Source organism: Legionella massiliensis, from assembly GCF_000756815.1.
Taxonomy (GTDB): Bacteria; Pseudomonadota; Gammaproteobacteria; order Legionellales; family Legionellaceae; genus Tatlockia; species Tatlockia massiliensis.
The window spans coordinates 615,387-639,005 of record NZ_CCVW01000002.1 but is presented as its reverse complement, the minus strand read 5'-3'; the positions used below and the strand labels follow the sequence as shown (position 1 = coordinate 639,005).

The following is a 23,619-nucleotide window of genomic DNA, read 5'->3' as shown; positions in this document are numbered from 1 at the left end:
TACTTTCATGAAAACTGCACAATATTTTATCGATGCTCTAAGACGTGGTGACTATTTTGAGGCTGTTAAATTAGCTGCATTCGTTAAAGGTAAATATTTTCCAAATGATGATGAATCAGGCACGGATGTACTAAAGCCTTTGGTTATATATGAACTTTGTACGGCAGATATTGAGAAATAGGATCTTGAGAGGCTAAGATTTTTTATAGGATATCTTTACTCCAATAATCTCAGTTTTGGGGAAAACATGTATTCAGCTACAGAACTACTCACGTTATTATCTAGGGCTGTAGGCATCAAGCAGGTGGTAACTGACAAAGATTTAAAGGACGTTCAAACAGAAAATCAGCAGGAATTTATAGAGAATTTTTCCTTATTGGAGTCGCGCGTTTCCGAAGAAACTAAAGAGGGCTTAGAAAAATTTACATTTATGCAGTTAAGTGCTGATGAATTAACTCAAAAAATTAATCAAATGAAACCTCAAGAATTTATTGCTTTCTCTAGTAGCATCGATAACTGGAAAAAGGCTGTAAATCCAGAGTTTGTTTGCCCAATAATAGAAAGTAGGAAAGCCCGAATTCAAAATGAGATAGTTAAGATAGTTAAGATAGTTAAGATAGTTAAGATAGTTAAGATAGTTAATATAGTTATGATTATGGAAGAGTATAAAAATTATTTGGCGGCGAAAATTGAAAAAGAAGGTATTAATGAAAATGCTCCATTATCAGCAAAACAGGAAAAATTATGCAACAGATACAATGCACTTGTAGATTTTCTTAATAATCACAATAAGCCTGAGTTTAGAGAGCAATTTTTCGAAAAAGCAAAACAAACGGTAAATAAATGTTTAGCTAATCAACCCGATTGGTTAGAAAGACCGTTTATACAACAACTAACCGATCTACTAAGCTTGGGTATTAAGCCAATTTACAGAGCATTTTTCTCGCAAGAGGCTAAGTTTGAAAAACAATTGTGTGAGGCAGTTGGCTATAAAGGTCCTGGTATGTGAACTAAACGAGGATAAGGGTTGTCATCAGGAAAGAACTTCGAGCCGGTATCCTCTCATCCGCCCTACGGGCACCTTCTCCCCTGAGGGGCGAAGGGAAAACAAGGGCGGAAGAGGGTAATTCAATCCACGTATTAAGAAACAATCTCTTTCGCCAACCAGCCCTGGATTTCTGCTTTCGAGTCTTCAATTACATGAATTAACTGAGAATAGAGTTGATCAAGTAGCCTCTCAAATCCTGCTTTGCGATAACGCTCCAAATACTGGCAAGCATATTTAAGGCGTGTGGTCCCGCAGTAGACTGCACCGCTTTTGAGCTTATGCGCCAGGTCTTCAAGCTTATCCCAATTTTTAGCCTGATAGGCGTCGCGAATTTTTATGGATTCGTTGGGCAATTCTTGCTCGAGCATGAGGGTAAGTAATTCACGTAGGACATCTTCACTGCCAAGATTGTGACGGCCTATATCTTCATCAAACAAGGGGTATTCCTCTAAGAAAAATAATTTTTCTTCGGACTCAGGGAGATCAACTCCCAGGGTTTTTCCAGATTCCTTTTTCCGTGGCGTAATGAATTCACCAATCATTGCTTGAAAGATAGGAAGTTGAATTGGTTTGCTAATGACCTTATTCATACCTGATTCAATAGATTCCATCTCAGCAGTCATCAAGCCATGAGCTGTTAGGCCAATAATTGGGATAGGAGAGAGATGTTGTTCCGTTTCCCATCCTCGTAATGCTTGGGCTAACTCATTGCCAGACATGCCAGGTAAGCCGATGTCAGTCAGTATTAAGTCAAATGAATGACTAGTCGCAAGTTCAAAGGCCTTTTCCCCATCAGTTGCTGAAATAAAGCGGCAGCCGGTCTGTTGGCTGATCGCTTCTACTATTTTTAAGGCAATTAAATTATCTTCTACTAGCAACAGATAGGGCGCATTAGAGTCTACAGATGCTGCTAATATTGGCTCTACGGTTTCTTTGGCTGGCACTAGCTCAGGAGCTAAGCTAGCAACTGGCGGCAAGGCGCTGGCATTTTCTTGTTTACCTATCGACATAGGTAAGGTGAAAATAAAGGTGGTGCCCTTACCCTCTTCGCTGACTAAGCTAATTTCTCCGCCCAGAAGTGAAATGAATTTTTCTACAATGTGCAAACCGACGCCATGACCATGATGCTCGCCCTTATAGGAGGGGGAGATACGGTAAAAGCGCTCAAAGACTAAGGGTTGTAATTTTTTAGGAATCCCCTTCCCCGAGTCGCTTACCTTGAATTTAAGGCTTAGTTTCTCACCGTGTAGGGCTTGTTGGCTAATGGCAATGCGAATGCTTCCTTGCTCTGTAAATTTAATGGCATTACCGAGCAGATTGAGCAATATTCTGTTTAACTTAAAGCGATCACAAACCAAATACTGTGGAATTTGCTCGTCAATCTCTATATCTAAGCTTATATTTTTCTGAAAAATAGTTGGCTTTTCTAGTTGGATGATATCGTTGATACTTTGGCGAAAATCAAAGGTTTCATTATGAATATCTTTTTCACTGTGATGATCGGCGGATACCACATCCAAAACGCCATTGAGTAGTCGCAAAAGCTGTTCACCACATTCATTGACCCAGCGCGCATATTGTTTTTCTTGGCTACTTTTTACGCTCTCTTCTAAAAACTTTGACATTCCAATAATTCCACTTAAGGGAGTGCGAATGTCATGACTCATATTTGCGATGAACTCAGTTTTTGCACGGTTTGCTGTTTCAGCTAACTCTTTTGCTTCCTTTAAGGCAGTAATGTCAACAGAGATACCCGCAACCCCTATAATTTCACCCGATTCATTTCGCAGGGGAACTCGGCTTGTTAATAGATGTAAAAAGCTGTTATCGGCATGGGGAATAGGCGGGTCTTCAACACCAAAAATAGGTTGTCCTGTGTTCATTACAGAGATATCGTCATTTTTTAGCTTTGCTGCTAAGCCTGTTGGCCAACTACACAAGTCTGAGAGCTCTTCATAGGATTTGCCTCGGAATTGCTCTCGAGTCATATTCAGCATGGTGAGAACGTTTTTATTACAGCCCATCATAAGGCAATCTTTATCCATCCAATAAACATTGCAGGGCATATTGTCAATCAGAGTTTCTAAACGCAAAATCCCATTATGGTTTTCAATTTCACCGTAATTCGTTGATTGAAGGACAAAATAGGCAGAATTTTCAATTTTTACACGCTCAATGAGCCAAGTGATTTCCGCTGTTTTCTTGCGTTTCGGTATTTTGCTTATCATTCTCGCACCAAGAAAGCGCTGCCAATCTTGTTTTGAAAAGCAGTTAACCGTTGAATGGGTGCAAAAATGGTCAAATGAATAACCAATGGCATTGTCGGTTTGGTAATTAAATATTTTTTCAGCGACTGGATTAAAAAGAACAATGTTGAAATCATTGTCTAAAAGAATAATTCCCTCATAGCTATGTGATATTAGGAATCGAACCAGGGAGTTTTGAGTCAGCTGTTTGTTATGGCTATTTTTCACGCTAATATATTATCCTTATGATATTATGTGCAAATTGTTAATCTTTTTGATTCTTTCTAGAATGATTGGCTAATTTGGTCATTATATACCATTTAAGGACTGTATATGGAAATAGAAGTTTGTCTTATTGGTGATGATAGCTTGGTTATTCAATGTGGAAACTTGCTCCTCAAACGACATCATCGTATTAGGTTAGTGATTTCATCTTTAGACAATGTCAAGGAATGGGCGACAGATCATGGTTTTCCCTGGATATCCTCTATTGAAAAGCTTGAAAGCATAGAATCCTTTCAGGTGGATTATCTATTTAGTATTGTTAATGGCCGAGTTTTATCGGAACCCATCCGACAATTAGCACGCTACTATGCCATTAATTACCATGACTCGTATTTACCCAAATTTGCTGGGCTTAATTCAACGTCTTGGGCACTTGTGCAAAATGAAAAAGAGCATGGTGTGACCTGGCATGTCATGAATGACTCGATAGATGAGGGTGAAATAATTTTTCAAAAGAAAGTCCCTATTTATCCTAATGATACGGCGCTTACCTTAAATTTAAGATGCTATGAATATGCTATTTCATCCTTCGAAGAGCTATTAAAGCTCATTGAGGCAAGATTAGTGTCTCCGAGCAGGCAGAATCTTGAAAACCGGAGTTATTTTGCCGCAAACCACCATTTACCCTGCTTTGGTTATATTGATTGGCGGCTTTTCTCGGCGAAAACCATTGAGCGGATATCGCGTGCCTTAACCTTAGGACGATATAGTAATTATGTGGGTACCTTAAAATTATTAGTTGCTGACGATTATGTCATTGTTTCTCAAGCCAAATTGACTGACGATTTTAAAGGAAATGACGAAAGTTTAGGCAAAATCCTGGCAATTGAGAAAGATGCCTTAGTTGTCTCAACCCTAAGCCAACCGATTCGGTTTACATGTCTATTATCAAAAGCTGGTCTGATGCTTGAAATTGAAGAATGGGCAAATTCTCTCAATCTGAAAGTCGGAGATAATTTGCCTTTTTATGAGGTCAAAGAGTTCGAAGCACAAAGGAAATACCACGATACAGCCTTAGGCCATGAACGCTATTGGATTAAAAAGATAAAGGCGATTACAGAACATAGTACCTTCACTTATAAGAACATCAATAAAGATAAGGCCTTTGTGCGCTTTGATAAGCCTATTCAAATTAATGCCTTATTTCCTAACAAAGTATTTTTAAATAAGACGGAAATGCTATTAACAGCCGTTTTTATCTATTTATTACGCTTGAATCAGTATGAACGGGTTACGGTAGCCTTAGTTCATCCTGAATATAAATACTTAAACAGTCAATTTGGCTCGCTTTTTTCGACCTTCATACCCCTGTCATTTTATAAAAAAGGAGATTTTTCCTTCCAAGACGCACTGGATCTAACAACAAAAGCATTAATGGAAGTTGATAAGCGCCCAGTATTTTTAAGTGACATTACAGCAAGACACCCTGAGCTTGTTGGTAATACTATTGATTTGCAGATTTGCATTAACTTGGCCGGGGACAAGGATTATTGCTGCCAAGATAATACAGTTCTTTATTTTAATATTGACCCCTTGGTTGGCGAGGTAGAGATAAGCCATCGTTTATATGGTGCCCAGCTTGAAGCCCTTTTGCTAAATGCAACCCAGCATCTTATGAATATCCTGATTCAACTGGTTAGTTACCCTTATGCTTCTGTACAAAAATATTGTTTTTTGACTCAGACAGAGCGCCGTACCTTGATTCGTGATTGGGGAAAGGGGAAATTCAGATATCTGTCTGGGCAGTCTTTAGAGACGTTGTTTGAAGCGCAACTTGCAGAGAATTCAAATAAAATTGCTATTTATTCAGCGAATGAAGAAACCTCTTATTTCCAACTTAATGAGATGGCTGAGCAAATTGCTAATGAGTTAGAACGTCAAGGTGTAGCTCAGCAAAGTTTAATTGGCCTCTATCTCTTGCGCGGGGTTGAAATGATCGCCGTGATTTTAGGGATTTTGAAAGCACATTGCGCCTATGTTCCGCTTGATCCTAAATATCCTGCCTTAAGAATTGAACAAATTGTTGAAGACTCCAACCTTGAATATATTTTTATTCAAAAAAATTATTGGGAAGATCTAAGCGGTTTTTTTGCAAAACAGGGGAAAGCTATTCATCTATTAGAGGTGGAGGCAATCTTAGCCCAAGATTTACCCCAGAGTCGGCGACCAAGACCCAAGTTGGATATTGCTGATAAATTAGCCTATGTGATGTTCACCTCAGGTACTACAGGAAGGGCGAAGGGAGTGATGGTAACCCACAAAAATATTATCAATTATTGTAAATGGTTTACTGAAACGACCCATTTTGATGAAAATTGCCGTATCGATTTTTCTTCCTCAATTGCTTTTGACCTTTCTATTCCCTGCACACTTGCGCCACTCCTGGTAGGAGGGGCTCTTGTAATAGCCAGCAATGCGCAAAAAACAAATCCACAACATTTCTTAAATCATCTTAAACAACATGATGTTACGCATGTCGAGCTGACTCCTGGCTATCTTGAAATGCTATTGCACTATCCCGAGGACGTTGTTGATCTAAAGACCCTTCACTATGTCTTACTTGGTGCTGATGCTGTGCCAACCGTTGACGTGATGAAATGGTTATCGCTCTGTCCCGATCATCAAATTATTAACGAATACGGATCCACGGAAACCACCGTTTCGGTGACTTCTTACTTTGTGATTCAGGATGAACTTGTGGAAGAATCATCGGTACCAATTGGCCGACCTGGTTTTAATTCAACCTGCTATGTCTTGGATCAATTCAAAAGTCTATGTCCGGTGGGCGTAAAAGGAGAGTTATATGTTGGTGGTGCCCAGGTTAGTAGAGGGTATATTAATCGAGCTGAATTGACCCAAGATAAATTTATCAAGGCTAATTTCTCGCAGATTAATGAAATTTTATATCGTACTGGGGACATCGTTTGTTGGTTACCTGGGGGTGACTTACAGTTTTTTGGCAGAAACGACCATCAGGTAAAAATCCAAGGCTATCGGATAGAGTTGCCTGCTATTGAGGCCACCCTAGCCAAAATGCCAGGGATTCTGCAGGCGGTGGTTGTTGTGATGAAAAATCGCTTAAAGGTCTCTTATTTGCGCGCTTATTTAGTAACCGACAAACAAGAAAGAACAACTAAGGATCTAAGTGACTATCTCGGCCAGTATTTGCCTAGGTATATGATTCCAAGTGAATTTTTCCTAATTAAGTTTATTCCTCTAAAAGAGAATGAAAAAATCGATTTTGCAGCTTTAGAACGACAAAATTACCAACTTTTACAACTTGATGAGCTTGCAACAAATTCCGATTTAAATTCCTATGAGGTTGTGGTGACACGCTTGTGGCAACAGGTCTTTCATTCTGTGATTCATTCCATTCATGACGATTTTTTTGCTATGGGTGGTGATTCCCTGATGGCTTTACAACTGATCTCTTCTTTAAAGGAACACTATGCTGTTAATTTACCTTTGCAGCTTGTTTTTGAATATCCGACTATTGCCAGTTTGGCACTAAGAATAGAGCAAATATTAAGCACGAAGGATATTCACGTGCAGATAACTTATCCAAACCTTCTCGTAAAACTGGCCGAAGGTGGAGAAAAAATACCCTTGTTTTTGGTTCATCCCGTTGGCGGTTCAGTTTTTTGGTATAAGCAATTAGCCTCTTATCTGCAAGGTAAATACACAGTCTATGGTATTCAAGATCTCAATGTAGATGGTGTGACCCACCAGTTTAAGACCCTGGAAGACATGGCTGGTTTTTATTTGCAGGAAATAAAAAAAGTATATAAAGGGGATAATTATTGCCTAGGTGGCGCCTCCTTCGGCGCAACGGTTGCTTTCGAAATGGCAAAACAACTTATTCATGACAACAAAGCAATTCAATTTTTAGGATTATTTGATGGCTGGGCTCACTATCCTAGTCATATTTTATATGATGATACCCGGCTTCTTTTAAGCAAGGCCGAAGCCAATGAGCAGTTATTAAATCCCGAAATAAAACAATCGCTGTCTAAGCTTGAGAAGTATCGCAAGGAGTTATTAACAGATTACAAATTGTCAGGCCTCCAGGTCAATGCGACACTTTTTAAAGCGAATGAGATATGGCCATCCTTTAAAGCAATAGATGATGCGCATAACGGTTGGCAGCCTTATATCGAGGGTAATTTACTGCGCTGCAATGTGCCTGGGAATCATGAAACAATGTTTTTTGAGCCTAATGTGCAGGTGTTAGCAAGTCAGTTATTTTTGTAATGGGTCACGCTCTACATTCTGTCATCCAGAGCGCCCAGCCTCTTTGGGGCAAGACTCCGTCATCCCGAACATAGTGAGGGATCTCCGGGATTAGCACAGTGCTGCGTTCAGGAGATGTCTCTCTACGTTCGACATGACGTAGGTCTTTGGAACTTACATCTATGCTAAGATTTTTATTCCTGATTTTATGGAAGAAAACCCCACATGACTGTGAAAAAGAACGCGAAACCATCAATCATCCGCAGCAGACTTTTGTGGATCATTCTGCTGCTTGTAAGCATGCCGGTGTCGGCACACTACTATGGTATGTCGAATATCTGGGGCAAAAAGCGCACGCTTTGCTACCGCCTACAGCCATCAGTCGCTGAAGATCCAAATTGGCCAGGCTGGATCCATAAGGCAATCGACAATTGGAACGATAAGTCGCGCCAGACTGGTTGAACCTTCGTCGAGTGCAAGGAGGACGATGAGAAAGCCGGCTTTGATTTCGGTTTTATCGAGCCTGATACCTATAAGGATCAACTGAAAGCCCGTGACCAAGGGAAGCCGCCTGGGGATGTCACTGCGTCACAGACCGGTACACGACTGACAAAGGGTTCCACTGAGTCAGTCAAGATCATCAAGGACATCGACAAATTCTCGACCAATGACCAGGTTGTGCAGGGTGGAGCGAATGGTTGGGACATTAAGGATGGCCCTAATGGCGAGAAACGTCTCGACCCCGTGCTGGTCATCATGCATGAACTCACCCATATTATGTTGCTCGATCATGTCGGAGGATGGAGTACAGTTGATTTTGAGGAGCCGGTCTGTGCCGGCGATCATGGAAAGAGGGAAATAAGTCTCTCCGACATCAACGAGATCCGCTTCTCGCTTGACAATGTGCTTATCGAAACAGTAAAGCCGCCTGATTTACCCACTTGCTTTGCCAATGCCGAGGATAAAAAGAAATTTCCCGAGGACCTTAAGGCGAAGATCGATGCTATAAAGGCTGAGATCAAGGCAACCAGCGACCAGCTTGCCGAAGAAACCAAGGGCGGCCCGCCAGAAGGGAGGATTGCCGCTGAGAGGTGGTATGCTAGCAAGTCGAGGTTAGAATTTGTCATTGCACAAGACAATAGCAATCTCACGGTTCTGCAGAATCGTTATGATGAAGCAGAGGCTATGAGCTTATGCGGACACGCTATGCGCTCCACCACCGGTCATCCGAGGTTCGAGCTGAGTGGCTCGCTCGGTGGTGCCATCGCCACAAGTAGCTTCGTCAATAGAGGCAATTTCTCTGCTGGATCTGAAGACGATCACATGTGCAACCATACTAGTCAGGGGAGCTCTGATTTTAGTGCTGGACTCGGCGCAAGTGCGATGCTCGCAGAAACATCGCTGTCCAGCAACGCTTTGGGTTCTTCGCTCGCTTTGGGGATCGATGGCAATTTCAATGCCTTCGCAGGTAGCGGCCGACCTATCGCAGGTATTCCTGGTGGGCCCTTTGGTACTGATAACGGTAGCGATACCTTCAAAATTAGCGACAATTACATGTTCATGTTTGGTGCTTGGATCACTGACCAGTTAGCCTCAGGATTAAGCCTTTCCTTGACCGGTGGTCTGGCTGAGCTGAACCAGACAGTCAAGTATAACTGCGAGACTTACTGTGCAGTCATGCCGGGAGTGCCAGCCTTTGTAGCCTCGAAAGATAACTGGAGGGCGGGTGGCTATGTCGGTGGCAGGATAGCGACGTCAATCTCGCTGCCTGGTTTTTCCGGAGCCACTATTGGTCTCGACTACAAGCATGTATTTCTGCCAAGCCACACCACAGCACTTGGTAACATTGCGACGCGCCAGGTGAATGCCCGAGTCTCTCCCTCGATGGATCGGGTGATGTTGCGGTTGACAGTGCCGATTGCTTAAGTGCTGGTTAGCCGTTCACGCTGAGGAGCGTGCGCAAGCACGCGTCTCGAAGCCTCACTGTGAAAGGCTCCGAGACGGCCTAAAGGCCTCCTCAGCCCGAACGGTAGAGCTGCTACTTTTTGATAGAACAAAGGCCCCTGCTAAGGTAAGAGTTGCACAGCCCAACAGATAAAAGGCAGGTGCTTCTTTGATGGTGAGTAATTGAAGAAGCCCAGTAAAGGCTAAGGGAGCAATTCCACCAAATAAGGCTATACCTAGACTATAGCTTAAACCCACACCAGAATAACGTAGGGAAGTTGGAAAGGATTCAACAATAAACACGACATAACTTGCATTGATCATTCCGCCAAGTAGGGCAAAGCCAAGTACAAAAAACCAGATAAATGGCTCACCAACTGTGGTTAATTGCTCAAACAGTGAATAACTGAAGACTAATAAGCTTAGCGCGCCACTAACCAATAATTTTTTTCGCGGAAGAAAGTCAGATAGCCAGCCAAATAATAAGGTCATTAGTGAAAACGATAAAAACCCGATGAAATTAACCCAGTAAACATAAGAAACTGCAATCTTTGCAGTATTGATTAAATAGGTTGGCAGATAAAGAAATAAGGAAATAATTGATGCGGGTAAAGCTGTAAGTATGAAGCATGTCAGTAATTTTTTTCTTGATTTGCGAAGTAGTACAAGGGCTGGAATACGCTGAATTTCTTCATTGTGCTTCATCGCAATAAATGCTGGTGTTTCAATTGATTTTCGCCGAATTAGATAGCTAACAATGCCTAAGAGAAACCCAAGGACAAAGGGAATTCGCCAGCCCCAGCTCATCATTTGCTGTTGATCAATAAAGGTCGTGAGCAATAACCCAATGCCAGCGCCTAAGGTATTTCCTAGAGTAATGCACATAAAGACAAAACCAATCGCAAAGCCCCGCCTGGTTTGAGGCACATGCTCAATGATAAAGATTGCTGCGCCAGGTATTTCGCCTCCAACCGAAAATCCCTGTACTAATCGCAAAATAATTAATGCGAGGGGCGAAATTATCCCGGCTGTTTGATAACTAGGTAAGCAACCCATTAATAATGTGGCAATTGACATGATAAAAACAGCCAAGGAAAAAGCGGATTTTCGGCCAAAGCGATCGCCTAAGTGACCAAAGAATAGACCCCCTATTGGGCGGGCAAAATAGCCCAAGGCAAATACAGCAAAGGTATTGATCAGACCTATGAGGGGAGAGGTATTGGTGAAAAAGTGATAACTAAGGTAGGGGGCGAATAAGGCGTAGATAGTAAAATCATAAAATTCCAACATCCCGCCCAAGGCGGTGAGTTTTACAATATTAAATTGCTCTCTTGTCATCATTTTGCAAAAACTGGATTAAATTTGTCGTAACTATACCAGATATCTACTATTCCGAAATCCCGTGGCTTGACCCATAGGTATCTACACAAGTGTCTGTAATTGAACGCCCTGTCCCCCCAACGCCACGTCATCCTGAGCGCAGCGAAGGATCTCCGGGATTAGCACGGTGCCACATTCAGGAGATCCTTCGCTGCGCTCAGGATGACGTAGTGTTGAGACCAGGAGGGATATGACCTATTACAGACACTTGTGTAGATACCCATGGGCTTGACCACGGGATCTGTCTTGTATTACTGCTAGCCCCCGCGATTCGATAATGATTATTGCTTCGATCTTTTCTTTAAAAAATCAATTCTTGTTAATAAAGGGTTAATGTTATTGCAGTATGATTAAAAAACATCCAGTTTAAACCTGCAGAAGGTCTTGCTATGTCTAAAACTAAAACAGAACATAACCCTTTAACTCAGGAAATCCGTAATTTACTTATAGAACTAAAAGGTTTTAAAACCAAACAATTTCGATACCTCAAGCAACCCGAGTTTGCTCAGATTAAACTTACAAAGGTAACAGGTTTATCGAGCCCGGATACTAAAGCTGCTCGGTCAAATTTAGGCTTGGAAATTAATGAAGCGGAGCGGTTGGAAGTTGAGATAAATAATATTCTCAAGGCCTTGGAATCCGAATTCAATGAAGCAAGTGCCGTAAAGAATAGCGCTGAGTGTGCAACTAAGCAAATAGCTGTTTTGGAAACTCATCTCAAAGCTTTAGGTCCTAAGTTTTGGAGATTGGTTGCGCTTGAGAATGAAGTGAAAACATTTTCCAAGGCGAAGAGGCAGCAATATGCTGCTAAACGCGACGAGGTGCTAAAACACTTGGGAAGTATGCCCATTCATGCTCAGTTGAAGAAGAGATGGCTGAAGGCAAAGCAGGTTGTCAAAAAAGAATTTTCTGATGGAGAATCGGAGCCTACTGCCCAGGATTATGCAGACCTATTAAACGCCGACGCCGAACTCCAAACAATTGCTAAACTTAAGAAAAATCGTCGAACCGTTAAAATCGATGAAGTAAGCGAAGGTGAATTTACTAAAGAATTAACCGAAGCTGAATTTACTAAAGAATTAACCGACTTAAGGATGCTAAATGCTGCCTTGGTTTCTAAGATTTCTACAAATTTGCAAGTCTTAAGACAACTTGAAGAGACAAGATGGCAAGCGCTTTCACTTTCACAATTCAAACAAAATAATGCCTTCGAGCAATTAGAAGGTTTATATAAATCTACCTTGGAAAATCAAAGTGACGCGCGGGAAGTATGGAACAAGCTTGTTAATTATCTCAAAGCGAAACCTAGGGATACTTTCTATGAGCTTGTGGGTGAAAAAGTTAAAGAAGCTGTACAAATTAAGCAGAGAATAGATGAACATTTCCTTCAATTTGAGCAGCTACTTAATACCTTAAAAGATGAAGAAACTAGTAGCAATGAGCTTAAAAAGCTTCGCTCAGCAAATAACTTATTAGAACAGCAAAATAGCGCATTGACGCAAATGTTGCAGACAGTAAATCCACTCTTCAATGAAATTGATGCCATTGAAAAATCCTTGGTTGAATTTAAGCAATCGGATAACAAAGAGCAGTTGTACACTACTAAAAAGTCTAAGTTTTATGATACCTACGAGCCTCTTTCGCAGGAACTCACCGAATTGCAGAAAAAACTAGACTCGCAATTAAAAGGTAAAAATGGTCCTGTTATTGCTCAGCTTAAAAAATCCCTGGATCAATTGATGCAGCAGCTTAACAAGGCAGAAGGTGAAATTGCTTCAGTAAAAGATCCGGAGCTTAAGAATTATAGCCATTTATTAAACAGGATTTTTGAGTTGAAGGACTTGAAGACACAGATACTGCCTCTCATCGAACAGATTTATGCAGTAATACCGGCACAAGCCAAGGAAAATAAGCTGAGAGAGGAGTTTGCACAAAAGAAAGAAAGCCTTCTTGAAACTTATAAGGGTTTGCAATCACCCTTAGTTATATTTAAAGACGAGAAAATACGAAAAGAGGCCTTGGAAATACTGACCGCGAGTAGTGGAGGCTTCCGATTTGCGAAAGATTTAGTTGATACTCCGATTGAGCACATTCAATCAAAACTTGAGGAAATGAATAGGGTTATTTGGGGGCTCGATAATTGTTTAGGTAAATCAAAAATAACTAAGGCGAAAGCTAAACATAATTTTATGTACTTTTCGAACAAAAATGCTCATCGGGCCGATCCAGTGCTTTTAGATGCAGTGCGGGAATTAGCTAAAGGGGAGAATTTCAGAGAAGGGCATTTTACAGGGGAACTGAATGAGGTATCTCAATTACAAAAACTTCTTGCTGAGCAGGAATTTGTAGTTGTTGATGAGCAGCTTGATACCTCGGATATATCAAATTTATCTATCAAATCGTCTATTACTTTTTGGTCACGTGAAGAGCTAATTGCCTACTGTGAAAAGCTTGCTGAGTTTGCCGATAATGCTTTTGAGCAAGGCATTTATGCCTATGTTCCAGAGTTTAATGGCAATGATTTTAAGAACTACCAACAAGCGATGGCTTTTAATTATCAACAACAGCTAGTTCAACAGATTGGGCCAGATGCCAAGCCCAATCAATTCATAAACCAACTGTATAATTATTTCTACGCGACGGAAGGTGATTCGGAAGAGCTTGATCAAACACTCACAGCTTTATATCAGAAAATCGGCAATTTAAAAGCAGATTTTCAAAAACAATATCCAAAAATAAATAATGAGGTTCTGTCTGCTTTTATGCAGCAGCTACAATTTTCTGAGGATCTAAATGCTAACCTTGATGAAGGAATAAGTACCCTGTTTGCGAAACAGAAAAGCGGGGAACTGCAGACCTTTTTGGCTGATCATCTTAATCGTTATTCAGCTTTACAACAAAGGGTTGCTTTGCCAGATAGTAAGCAATTTGAAAGTTATAATTTTTCAGAGTTAAGTGAATTAAAAGAAAGCCGTGACTATATCGCCAAAGCTTATAAATTGCATTGGCTCTCTGTTGTGAATAGCGAACTCGCTATTGAGCAGAAATTTAACCCGGGCTCTAGCATTGCAAAAGATCTGAGATTTTTGCATGAAAAATTGAATAAATGGCCCTTACATTTCTTTGTCAATGATGGGCTTATGGCAAACTTTGCAAGCCGGTTAGCCGGGCTAAAGGAGCAACGTGCTTATACTAATTTATGCCAATTCCATCATATTCAGGAAATTGCCTTAGGGCGCAAAAGCGCAATGGAGCCCGTCGAGCTGGATTGGTCAGAAACTACTCTAGAAGAAAAGATGGAAGTGATCCATGCAAAAATAAGCGACAATAGAGCGAATTCTTCGGCTCCACTAGACTTAGGAATCCCTGAAGATCTTAGCGCTGCCTATCAGCGAAACAAAGCATTCATAGAAGGCATGGGGCTTGTATTAGATACGGATTTAAACTTTGCAGACGATCAACAACTCATACAACAACTTGCTGATCCCTTATGGCGTGAGAAGTTTGAACAAGATTTCAGAGCAATTATCTTTGCTGAACCGAAAACTGACGAGATCTGCACTGGATTGTTGACTAGCTTGGCTCAATTTTCTGAAACTACTGTGAACCTAAACAGGTTTCATAGAAAATTAGATAGCTTAGATGCGAAGAGAGTGGAGATCATTAATGGGTTCTTAGCTGCCTATCCGGTATATGAGGCTAAGTCCCCCTCTAACTTTTTTGGCGGGGTTGATCAATGGCGACAAGTTCAGATCGCTTTGCAAAAATGGCCAGCGCAAGGAGGAAATGAGCTGGGTGATAGGCTAAAAGATCAAGATATTAGCCAAATATTGAGAGGCTATAAGCAAAACCGTTCTATCTTGCTAGCAGCAAAAACAAAAGGCTTTGATCCTGAGGTTAATTATAAGGATTTACTGCAAGAGCTGGAAAAGGCTCAACAAATTTTGGAGGCGGCACTTGAGTTCAATAGACAAATGGAAGCTCAACGAAAAGAGCTAGTAGGTGATTTGTTAGATAACTTGAGTAAGGCACACGATATACTTATGCGCCTTAGTGGCCGTGTGAATTCAATGTGGTTGAGCAACAACGATCTCACAGATGAACAAACTGAACTATTGAAAAAGTCAGGGGGACGGCTAAATTCTCAAATGGGTATGGCAGCTTCTTGGTTGAATGAGATTCAAATGACTCCTCCTTATTCCGGGCTTGGTCAAAAAGTGAATGATGCGACAGCATTTCTTAACACATTGCCTGCTACGCTTATAAACGAGGTTGCTAATGCTCAGATCTATAGTTCCCTTGATCAGGCTGGTAAAGGTGATTTTGATAAGTTTGTTGATTGGCTTAAGGAGGCTATTGAAGATCTCTGTAAGGTTTTACATATTGAATTTAGTTTCGATCCAAAATTAGGCCGCGTCTATGAGAGTCAAGTTAGTGAGCTTGTCTCTGAGATTGACGATTGTGCACCGGATGCACCTGTGAGCCCTGTGGCATTGCAGGCTTAAAGGGCCAAGCGCTAAGAGCTCCACAACACTTACCTACCGCGCATAAAGGGTGGTGGGTAGGCGTTCTTTTTTTAATCCCATCGCCAATAGTTAACAATTGAACCAATTTGGTATAGACTACTGCAGACTAAATAATAACCAAATGGTGAGATAATTATGCCTGCAGTACGTTCTTTAACTGAATTCTATGCTTCTTTCTTCACAAAAACAGCTCTCTTTGCAGTAAGCCCCTATACCTTAACATTTGCTGCTTTTTTGGATTCCAGAAATCCTAAGACAGAAGAGCTTTTGCTGGGGGTTGCAGCCTGTGTAATTCTATCAACAGTTGTGCCAGTTTTACCTTGGATTACTTCGATAACCTTTGCTATCGCTGGCTTTGCTATGAGTGTAGCTTTGGCTTCAATGTTTATCGCTTATCCCGTTGCTTTGATAATGGACGCATTAGAGCCTGATACAATTGCTAGTCCCTCGTATACTTATAATTAAGTAGAAGGTCGCTCCCCTTCCGTCATCCTGAGCGTAGCGAAGGATCTCCTGAATGCGGCATTGTGCTAGTCCCGGAGATCCTTCGCTACGCTCAGGATGACGGGCTATGTTAGGGTGGCGGGGGTGACCTATTACAGTATAAGTTCGGCGTTGTTGTTTACTCTGATCGTAACAATGACAGTAGTTGTTGCCCCCATTATTAATCATAATGCACCTTGGGTAAGTCTTTGACTTTGCTGCCAGGGCGGGGCGTCACTGCATGTGTGATACGTGGTTTTGTCTCGCCCTGATGCAGCTTGTTTATACTCTCCTGTAAGAGCTTATCTGCCTGGGAAGCACGGCGATGTTGCCGCAAATGGGCGACCCAGGATTCAACAATGAACACTTCGATGAAGCGCCCATGTTCAGTTACATCTTCAAAATATCCCCACTGCACAGCGCCATCACGGCGACGGGTAATTCCTGCTTCTTTTATCAATTCAATAAAACGCTCCCTGTCAGCATCAGCAATAGAATATTCGAGTGTTACTAGAACCGGGCCATTGTCATGTTCTATCGGCGTTACAACAACGGGATCAGGCAAATGACTACTTGGTGTATGGTCTTGTTTCTCATCAAGATTTAGCTTGAAACGCCAGGTCAAAATGATGCCTAAAACTGCTAATAAGGCTACAAGTATCAAGGTCTTGCTCAGTCCAAGATGATCGGCTACCTGTCCCCATAGAATAGAACCAGCAGTCATCGTACCAAAGAACATCATCTGAAAAATAGCAAGACCACGCGCCCGAACCCAATCTGGCAAGGAAAGTAGAACGGATATATTCAAGGCCGATACAACGGTCAACCAGGCAATACCCGCAAGCCCTCCAGCGACTATGCCGGTTAGAATGGAGCCACCGTAGACAAACAGCAACAGGGCAGCTGCGGTAGCAAGGGTGCCGAGGGCAACGATTAGATTCATGCTTAATCTGGATTTCAGAGCTGGCATAAGGAAGGTTCCGAGGATTGCACCGCCTCCTAAAGCGGCAAGCAAGCCGCCATACAGTCCAGGACCACCATGCAGTAAATCTTTAGCAATAAGTGGTAACAGGGCCCAATAGGCAGAGGCAAAGAGGATAAAGGCCAGAGCACGGATAATGGTATCAACTAAGGCTGTACTACGAAGTGCAAAGCGGATGCCAGCACGCATCGCACCGACCAATTGTTCGCGGGGTAAAGCATTATCGCTTAGTTGCTTTGTATTATGCCACCAGAGCAAGGCTATGATGATAATGACATAGGAGATAGCATTGAGTAATACTGCAAAGACGGCACCTAGAGTAGCAAGAATAAAACCACCCAGTGCAGGCCCTAAGGCACGCGCAACATTGATAGATACCCCATTAAGTGCAATAGCTGACTGTAAATTATTTTTGGGTACTAAGTTTGGAACAATTGCCTGCCAGGCTGGATTAGAAAAGGCTGCGCCAGCACCGCTGAGGAAGGTGAACAACAATAGTTCCCAGGCGCTGCTATCCTTTGTCCATAACATCCCTGCAAAAATAAACATAATAAAAGCTGAAATAATCTGAGTAACCAGCAAGATGATACGCCGCTCAAAAATATCCCCTAAGGCACCTGCTGGCAGTGCAAACAGAAAAATGGGCAGCGCGGTGGCTGCTTGTACCATTGATACCATAAGTGGTGAGGGATTAAGAGTAGTCATTAACCAACCGGCAGTCACATTAAACATCCATGTGCCTATATTGGAAATAAGCGTAGCTAGCCATAATATTGTAAAAACTCGATGCTTGAATGCTGCAAAGGCTGAGTCAGTTGCTGTTGCCATAGGTCTCTCTAAACGGAAACTGAATAATTAGGACTATAGCATGGAATTTTGGTGAATTTTTAGGGAAGGACATTAGATCAAAGCCGTTCGAGCTGAGGAGGCCTTTAGGCCGTCTCGACCTGAGGTATCCCCACGAATTTTCAACTCAAAAAATAGTTATTTACTAAATCATTATGCTCTTTCTTATGTCGTTCCCGCGTAGGCGGGAATCCATTTCTCAAGCAAAGGCCATCACTCTGTTTGGGGGATAGATTCCTGCCTGCGCAGGAATGACAGAAAAATAGAGCAACTTAAGCGATTAACATACATTCCTAAGGAGCGAAGGGAGAAAAAAGAGTCCCTTCTCCCCGAGCGCGGGGAGAGGGTGCCCGAAGGGCGGATAGGTTTCTGGTTCGAAGTTCTTTCCCGATATTTGCCCCAAAGGGGCTGGGTTGCTCAGCGCGAACGGCTAATGGCCGTAGAGCATTAACTAAGGTCTATACCAGGTAGTTCCATTAGTCCATTTGATTACACTGCCGTGTTTATGCAAACGGCCTAAGAGGTGTAAATTGGGTAGCTCAAGCTCACCGTTTCTGTTTATAAAACCGTCAGAACGCTGACCTGCTTCATTGATCAAAGTGAAATGCATACCGTCGTTGAACAGCTGAATTGATGTAGGTCTGCCATCATGAAGCCAGGGACCTGCAACGGAGGGGCCTCGGCTAACATGATGAACGTTAAAATTATTAGGCGGCGTGTATCTTGCCCACTGAGTTCCGTTAGACCAGACGATCAGGGTTTTACTTTTGTTAATCGATCCAGTCACATTCCATTGAGGTACAACAACAACTCTTGAACCACGTAAAATGCCCTGAGCACAATCACCTTGCTCATTACAAAAGAGCATATTAAAACCTTGCCCTGGTCTTATGGTTGTTTGTTGATTATCGTGCTGCCAGATACCTGCTAGTGAATTTGCATAGGCAAATTGGCTGGTGAATAATGCCAATAACCCAAGGGAAAGACATTTAATAAAATTAAACATTGATTAGTTCTCCAAATGTATTTATTCAGTTCCCTAAAGATCTGAGATCTTTGAGATGAATGAAGAGTACTATTTAAAGCCACAGTGATCAATAAATTTGTATAAATGGGGTTTTGGCCTCACTTAATCAACGCTTAATATAAAGCATGCTATATTAATAATTGCTCAATATTTGGAAGAGGCATTTATGAATACAGATGAATACATAAAACTTCAGGAAATCAACAAACACTTCTATGATAACGCTAGGAGCCAGGCAGAGAAAAATGCTTATCTGGCGAAGATGATGGAAGACGAAATGAAATTTATGCTTGAAAATCTCCCTCCAATTAAAGCTGTGGAACCTGAATCAGGTAAGCAATTAAATTTTAATTTAAACAAAAATAATGCGACTCCTTCCCAAGACAGGCAAGTTGCTTTTGTATCTTGTGAGAAACTGACCCCAGCTAATCTAGCTAAAAATGTTACAGCAACAGACTCTAGCGGCAAGGGTTTTGATATCAATAAACTTCCAGAAAACGTCAAACAACAAATTTGTGATGCTCTCAATGAGGCGATGAAAGCCCAATTGACAAAGCAGTTTGGTAAAGATCCCTCAATGCAAATGTTTGACGATGGTAAAACCTTTGGTGTTAAACGCAATCCCCAAAGTATTAAAAATCCCGATGCGGAAGTCGGTAATATTGTAACTCGCGCTAAAAACTTTGGAGCGCAAACCTCTAAACAGCAAGATGTGAAACCCTCTCAGCAACCTGGTTTGAGTCAAGAAAATGATAACAGTACTGGAATGCGAATTTAGTAATCAGTTATAGTGTTCTGCCATAACTGACGTTTAGGTGGATTTATGCCTACTGCTTTAATTGGTCTGGACTACATAATTGATATCATGCATCCCCGAGGGAAAATTGCACGTGCTGCAGAACAAGCTTCCCAACGCGCTATTATCTCTAAGGCTAATGAGGCCTTAGAGATAGCAACACAAAAACAATGGCTGAAAATTTTAGTTAAGGTGGGTTTTAGCCCGGATTATATTGATCAGCCAAAACAGTCTCCCATGTTTGCCAAAGTTCATGAGCTAGGCGCTCTGAAGTTAGGTTCAGAAGGCACGGATTTTCATCCTGATTTGAATAGCGATGGATGTCTTACCATTATTAAACCAAGAATCAATGCATTTTATGGCACAAATCTCGATGCTGTGCTGCGGGCAAACAACATTGAACGAGTTATCTTGGGCGGGGTGAGCACTGCCTGGGCGGTGCAAAGTACAGCTCGTGCGGCCCATGATCTTGATTATCAAGTCTGTATTCTTGAGGACTTATGTGCTGCTGCGGATGAGAATGAGCATCGGACATCAATCGAGTTAATGGCCAGAATTGCCCAAATAATTCACCTTGATGATTTAAAGAGTTTTTAATGTCGCCACTGAAAGTCAATTGGCTAAAAAATGAGGTTAGATGGAATTTTTTGCTACGTGGCATCTTTGTTTTGATGCCAATGGCTTGTCTTTTCTTGCTGACAAAAAATGCCTATTGGTTGCAGGTTTCTGTGTTAACTATGTCCACGCTTATTGTTGAAGAGAAGCTAAGACTCTCACTACTGGGCGTCTTGCTGCATGGTGCAGGAATCATTCTGTTATTTAACCTCTTATTTTTAACTGAAGAAACTCCCTTAGTTTTTATCCTGATTTGCACCACTGCTGCAACAGCTATTATTTGGATCGCTAGTCAGGGAGAACAGCTAAGAACCTTAGGAAATTGGACTTTTATTCCAGCAATTATCCTGTCTATAGAGCTAGCCTCGGAAATGAAGTATGAGTTACAGAAAGGCTCAGTGCATCCTTATTTGCTGGCTGCCTTAATACCTACTTTGCTTGTTAGCATCTACGAGCAAATACGAGCATATCGTAGAGGAGAGCAGTTTGTTTGGCTTTCCTATCTATCTGATTTTGGTAAAAGGGAAAGCAACATTGAGTCAATGATTGCAATGGGGCTCGGCATCATTGTTGCTGCTAGCCTGGTTGAATACCTGCCGATGGAAAATGGCCAGTGGATGATTTGGGGGGTAGCCAGTGTAATTACCGGAAACGTGGAAACCTCGCCTAAAAAATTCCATCAACGTCTCATTGGTGTTGTTATTGGGGTGCCTGCAGGAATCGGTTTTGGCCTATGTTGCATTCCCTCAAACCCTTACACTCTAACCCTAGTGACGGTTAGTCTTTTCCTAACTTTGGTCGCCTTTCGCAGATATGTCATTGCTTATACTTTTCGTTGTTTTTTCGTTGCAACGGCGGTCATACTGGTCACTCATTCAAGTGCTATTGCTTTAGAGCGACTTTCTCATGTTATTGCTGGCGGTCTTATTGGTTTACTCTGCGTAATTTTCTCACCTTTTTTACTTAAGGGGCTGAGGACTATTCGGCTAAGAATTTGATGGTTATGAATATTCGAATTCCCGCAGCTTGAATGCGGGATCTATCGGTGGCGCAAACTGCGTAGACCCCGCGGTCAAGCCGCGGGGATTCGGAATAAGTAAGAGAATTTTTATTTTTTGCCCAGTACAAAGTGTCTGTGTTTAAGGAGTCTTAAGAAAATGACTGATCTACGACTGATAGAGGTTGTTCCCTATGATGCTGAATGGCCGAAGAAATTTGCTGCCGAAGCGGCTTTAATTAAGGACGCTTTAGGAGAAAACTGTGTCGATATTCATCATATCGGCTCAACTGCTGTGCCTGGACTCGCTGCCAAACCGGTCATTGATATGATTCCTGTTGTTACTGATATCACCAAGGTTGACCTAGCCAACCCGCTTATGCAAAAGCTTGGTTATCTGCCTCGAGGTGAATTTGGCATGCTTTTTCGCCGTTTTTTTCAAAAAGGTGAAGATCAGAGAACTTTTAATATCCATGTTTTTGAAACAGGAAATTCTGAAATTGATCGGCATTTACTCTTTCGTAATTGGATGCGTGTTCATCTGGAGGATAGAGACGCTTATGCCAATTTGAAGCAAAATTTAGCTAAACAACATCCGCATGATATCAGTGCCTATTGTTTCGGGAAGGAAGAGTTTGTTAGCGATATTGATAGGAAAGCTGGATTTAAGGGCTTGCGTATTGTAAAAGCCCTCACGCCTAGAGAATGGGAGTCAGCGAAGCATTTTCGTCAATTTTATTTTTTTAATAAGGCAAATTTGGTTGATCCCTATACCTGGACGTTCACTGATCCCAACCATGTCCATTTTGTTTTGTATAAGAGTACAGAGCTTGTAGGCTATGCCCATATTCAATTGTGGCCAAACCATCGAGCAGCCCTGCGCATTATTGTTATCGACGAACCCTATCGTAATCAAGGAATTGGCGGCTTCTTCATGCAGTCTTGCGAACGTTGGCTTCGGCAAAACGGGCTGTTCAGCCTGCATATTGATTCAAACAAAGCTGCTGAGAATTTTTATCGTCAACGTGGGTATAGTGATATGCCTTTTAATGATCCAGATGGTTATGAAAGCCATCCAGATGATATTGCGCTTGGTATTGTCTTTGGGTAATTACAACAACCCCAGCGCCAAATAATTAATATTCGCTGAGCTCTTAGGATAGATTGTCTCAAACCATGCAGGCAGGGAGTGAATCTCCCGAGGAATTGGTGTGATGGCCTCCTCTGTCAGATAACGTTTAAAAAGGGTTTCCAAAGCATGGTTATCATCAATAAGTTGGGCAGTCTGTTGAATGAGCAGTTTGGTTTCACGCGGAGTAATTTTGTAATTTGTCTGTCTTTGCCAGTTTTTATCGATCCATTTTAGTGAAGCGAGGCCAATAAATAAGGGCCAGGCGCAGGCTAGACGATACTTTCGTCCTGGAATTACTGGAATTGCCTGGATAAAGGCAAGGGCTTGTTGTGCGTTAAGTATAAGACTTTGTCGTAATTGTTCTCTTGAAGCGATATAAAAACGTCCCGCAGCTTCATCCTCGCCCTTATCTTTTAGAAGATTTATTTTTTGTAGGAATAAACCGAAATGAAGTGCTTGGTTTAACAGACCTTCTGTCCATTCAAAGGTGGGGATCAGATAGGTAAAGATATGTGACAATAATTCCCCAACAATACCAGCGACAAAAAAGCAGTATTGGTTAGCCGCTGTGAGCGAGGGCAGCGAGAGATTGGATTCTGTTTTGTATTCAGTAAGGAAATGAGCCATACCATCAACCATCTGGGATGTGGTATTCGTTAAGGCCGTTTTAATGGGGTTGGGTAATTCATTTTTATCGTCTAGTAAAATTGGCAGATCAAGGAGTAACTTTCTTTCTGCCTCAACAAGATTTACCGGGAAACTATTAAGCCAAGATGAAAATTGTTCCTTTGAAGGGGATTCAGTTAAGAAGGACTTCATTTGCTGGAAGGCAGCGAACTGGGTTTCTTTATTAGGCCAGGTTGAGTCTTCAATGGTATCAATGATTCGGCATAGTAAATAACTGAGGGCTACCCACTCCTTTGCAGGTTCTGGGAGTTCTCTGATACAGAAGGTAAAACTTCTGCTGACTTTACTTAGATGTTGTTCATAAAAAATATAGGGCTGCATAAAACCTCGTTTAAAATATCCCCTTCCGCTTCGAGCACCTTCTCCCCATGTCTAGGGAGGAAGCTAAGTAAGGT

At 41.8% G+C, this 23,619-nt stretch carries 16 protein-coding genes; 11 read left to right on the top strand and 5 right to left on the bottom strand.

Features of this window, described 5'->3' with window-relative positions; translation table 11 throughout:
- The first annotated feature begins 7 nt into the window (after positions 1 to 7).
- Both BN1094_RS19850 and BN1094_RS09855 read left to right on the top strand, forming a co-directional pair.
- Complete coding sequence (locus tag BN1094_RS19850; RefSeq protein ID WP_176695290.1) at positions 8 to 181, top strand: hypothetical protein; 174 nt, start codon at positions 8 to 10, stop codon at positions 179 to 181.
- A gap of 66 nt (positions 182 to 247) precedes the next feature.
- The gene (locus BN1094_RS09855; protein WP_043874236.1) at positions 248 to 1,009 is read left to right on the top strand and encodes a hypothetical protein; all 762 of its coding nucleotides are present in this window, start codon (positions 248 to 250) and stop codon (positions 1,007 to 1,009) included.
- Positions 1,010 to 1,140: 131 nt separating this feature from the next.
- Here the strand turns inward: BN1094_RS09855 and BN1094_RS09850 are convergent, their stop codons facing one another.
- Positions 1,141 to 3,522: a PAS domain-containing hybrid sensor histidine kinase/response regulator gene (locus BN1094_RS09850; RefSeq protein ID WP_052403234.1), complete on the bottom strand. Its 2,382-nt coding sequence runs from the start codon at positions 3,520 to 3,522 to the stop codon at positions 1,141 to 1,143.
- A 105-nt stretch (positions 3,523 to 3,627) separates the two neighbouring features.
- Here BN1094_RS09850 and BN1094_RS18850 point away from each other — a divergent pair, with 105 nt between their 5' ends.
- The 3 genes from BN1094_RS18850 to BN1094_RS09830 all read left to right on the top strand — a co-directional run bounded on the left by BN1094_RS18850 (position 3,628) and on the right by BN1094_RS09830 (position 9,735).
- Positions 3,628 to 7,830, top strand: a complete 4,203-nt coding sequence (locus tag BN1094_RS18850; protein ID WP_052403233.1) for an amino acid adenylation domain-containing protein — start codon at positions 3,628 to 3,630, stop codon at positions 7,828 to 7,830.
- Between the two features lie 161 nt (positions 7,831 to 7,991).
- Positions 7,992 to 8,198 carry a hypothetical protein gene (locus tag BN1094_RS09840; protein ID WP_043874235.1) on the top strand — a complete coding sequence of 69 codons (207 nt, stop codon included), beginning with the start codon at positions 7,992 to 7,994 and terminating at the stop codon, positions 8,196 to 8,198.
- Between the two features lie 289 nt (positions 8,199 to 8,487).
- Positions 8,488 to 9,735 carry a hypothetical protein gene (locus BN1094_RS09830; RefSeq protein ID WP_043874233.1) on the top strand — a complete coding sequence of 416 codons (1,248 nt, stop codon included), beginning with the start codon at positions 8,488 to 8,490 and terminating at the stop codon, positions 9,733 to 9,735.
- A 54-nt stretch (positions 9,736 to 9,789) separates the two neighbouring features.
- On the opposite strand, the gene BN1094_RS09825 is transcribed toward BN1094_RS09830, so the two are convergent.
- A complete protein-coding gene (locus BN1094_RS09825) occupies positions 9,790 to 11,094 on the bottom strand; it encodes an MFS transporter (RefSeq protein ID WP_081935107.1) in 1,305 nt (434 codons plus the stop codon).
- Between the two features lie 428 nt (positions 11,095 to 11,522).
- On the opposite strand from BN1094_RS09825, the gene BN1094_RS09820 reads away from it, so the two are divergent.
- Complete coding sequence (locus BN1094_RS09820; protein ID WP_043874232.1) at positions 11,523 to 15,638, top strand: hypothetical protein; 4,116 nt, start codon at positions 11,523 to 11,525, stop codon at positions 15,636 to 15,638.
- A gap of 156 nt (positions 15,639 to 15,794) precedes the next feature.
- The gene (locus BN1094_RS09815; RefSeq protein ID WP_043874231.1) at positions 15,795 to 16,124 is read left to right on the top strand and encodes a hypothetical protein; all 330 of its coding nucleotides are present in this window, start codon (positions 15,795 to 15,797) and stop codon (positions 16,122 to 16,124) included.
- 199 nt (positions 16,125 to 16,323) lie between these two features.
- Here the strand turns inward: BN1094_RS09815 and BN1094_RS09810 are convergent, their stop codons facing one another.
- Positions 16,324 to 17,952 carry an MFS transporter gene (locus tag BN1094_RS09810; protein ID WP_043874230.1) on the bottom strand — a complete coding sequence of 543 codons (1,629 nt, stop codon included), beginning with the start codon at positions 17,950 to 17,952 and terminating at the stop codon, positions 16,324 to 16,326.
- 469 nt (positions 17,953 to 18,421) lie between these two features.
- Positions 18,422 to 18,976, bottom strand: a complete 555-nt coding sequence (locus BN1094_RS09805; protein ID WP_043874229.1) for a hypothetical protein — start codon at positions 18,974 to 18,976, stop codon at positions 18,422 to 18,424.
- Between the two features lie 187 nt (positions 18,977 to 19,163).
- Between BN1094_RS09805 and BN1094_RS09800 the strand changes: the two genes are divergently transcribed.
- The 4 genes from BN1094_RS09800 to BN1094_RS09785 all read left to right on the top strand — a co-directional run bounded on the left by BN1094_RS09800 (position 19,164) and on the right by BN1094_RS09785 (position 22,516).
- Entirely contained in the window at positions 19,164 to 19,775 is a 612-nt protein-coding gene (locus BN1094_RS09800; protein WP_043874228.1) for a hypothetical protein, read from the top strand.
- A 45-nt stretch (positions 19,776 to 19,820) separates the two neighbouring features.
- The gene (locus tag BN1094_RS09795) at positions 19,821 to 20,390 is read left to right on the top strand and encodes a cysteine hydrolase family protein (RefSeq protein ID WP_043874227.1); all 570 of its coding nucleotides are present in this window, start codon (positions 19,821 to 19,823) and stop codon (positions 20,388 to 20,390) included.
- A complete protein-coding gene (locus BN1094_RS09790; protein WP_043874226.1) occupies positions 20,390 to 21,406 on the top strand; it encodes an FUSC family protein in 1,017 nt (338 codons plus the stop codon). The genes BN1094_RS09795 and BN1094_RS09790 overlap by 1 nt, the downstream gene beginning before the upstream one ends.
- 159 nt (positions 21,407 to 21,565) lie before the next feature.
- Complete coding sequence (locus BN1094_RS09785) at positions 21,566 to 22,516, top strand: GNAT family N-acetyltransferase (RefSeq protein ID WP_043874225.1); 951 nt, start codon at positions 21,566 to 21,568, stop codon at positions 22,514 to 22,516.
- On the opposite strand, the gene BN1094_RS09780 is transcribed toward BN1094_RS09785, so the two are convergent.
- Positions 22,517 to 23,545, bottom strand: a complete 1,029-nt coding sequence (locus BN1094_RS09780; protein ID WP_043874224.1) for a squalene/phytoene synthase family protein — start codon at positions 23,543 to 23,545, stop codon at positions 22,517 to 22,519.
- Positions 23,546 to 23,619 lie beyond the last annotated feature (74 nt).

Excerpts from the sequence above, each read along its gene's own strand:
- BN1094_RS19850 (WP_176695290.1), top strand. The coding sequence starts at position 8 with ATGAAAACTGCACAATATTTTATCGATGCTCTAAGACGTGGTGACTAT.
- BN1094_RS09855 (WP_043874236.1), top strand. The coding sequence starts at position 248 with ATGTATTCAGCTACAGAACTACTCACGTTATTATCTAGGGCTGTAGGC.
- BN1094_RS18850 (WP_052403233.1), top strand. The coding sequence starts at position 3,628 with ATGGAAATAGAAGTTTGTCTTATTGGTGATGATAGCTTGGTTATTCAA.
- BN1094_RS09840 (WP_043874235.1), top strand. The coding sequence starts at position 7,992 with ATGCTAAGATTTTTATTCCTGATTTTATGGAAGAAAACCCCACATGAC.
- BN1094_RS09825 (WP_081935107.1), bottom strand. The coding sequence starts at position 11,094 with ATGATGACAAGAGAGCAATTTAATATTGTAAAACTCACCGCCTTGGGC.
- BN1094_RS09820 (WP_043874232.1), top strand. The coding sequence starts at position 11,523 with ATGTCTAAAACTAAAACAGAACATAACCCTTTAACTCAGGAAATCCGT.
- BN1094_RS09815 (WP_043874231.1), top strand. The coding sequence starts at position 15,795 with ATGCCTGCAGTACGTTCTTTAACTGAATTCTATGCTTCTTTCTTCACA.
- BN1094_RS09810 (WP_043874230.1), bottom strand. The coding sequence starts at position 17,952 with ATGGCAACAGCAACTGACTCAGCCTTTGCAGCATTCAAGCATCGAGTT.
- BN1094_RS09805 (WP_043874229.1), bottom strand. The coding sequence starts at position 18,976 with ATGTTTAATTTTATTAAATGTCTTTCCCTTGGGTTATTGGCATTATTC.
- BN1094_RS09800 (WP_043874228.1), top strand. The coding sequence starts at position 19,164 with ATGAATACAGATGAATACATAAAACTTCAGGAAATCAACAAACACTTC.
- BN1094_RS09795 (WP_043874227.1), top strand. The coding sequence starts at position 19,821 with ATGCCTACTGCTTTAATTGGTCTGGACTACATAATTGATATCATGCAT.
- BN1094_RS09790 (WP_043874226.1), top strand. The coding sequence starts at position 20,390 with ATGTCGCCACTGAAAGTCAATTGGCTAAAAAATGAGGTTAGATGGAAT.
- BN1094_RS09785 (WP_043874225.1), top strand. The coding sequence starts at position 21,566 with ATGACTGATCTACGACTGATAGAGGTTGTTCCCTATGATGCTGAATGG.
- BN1094_RS09780 (WP_043874224.1), bottom strand. The coding sequence starts at position 23,545 with ATGCAGCCCTATATTTTTTATGAACAACATCTAAGTAAAGTCAGCAGA.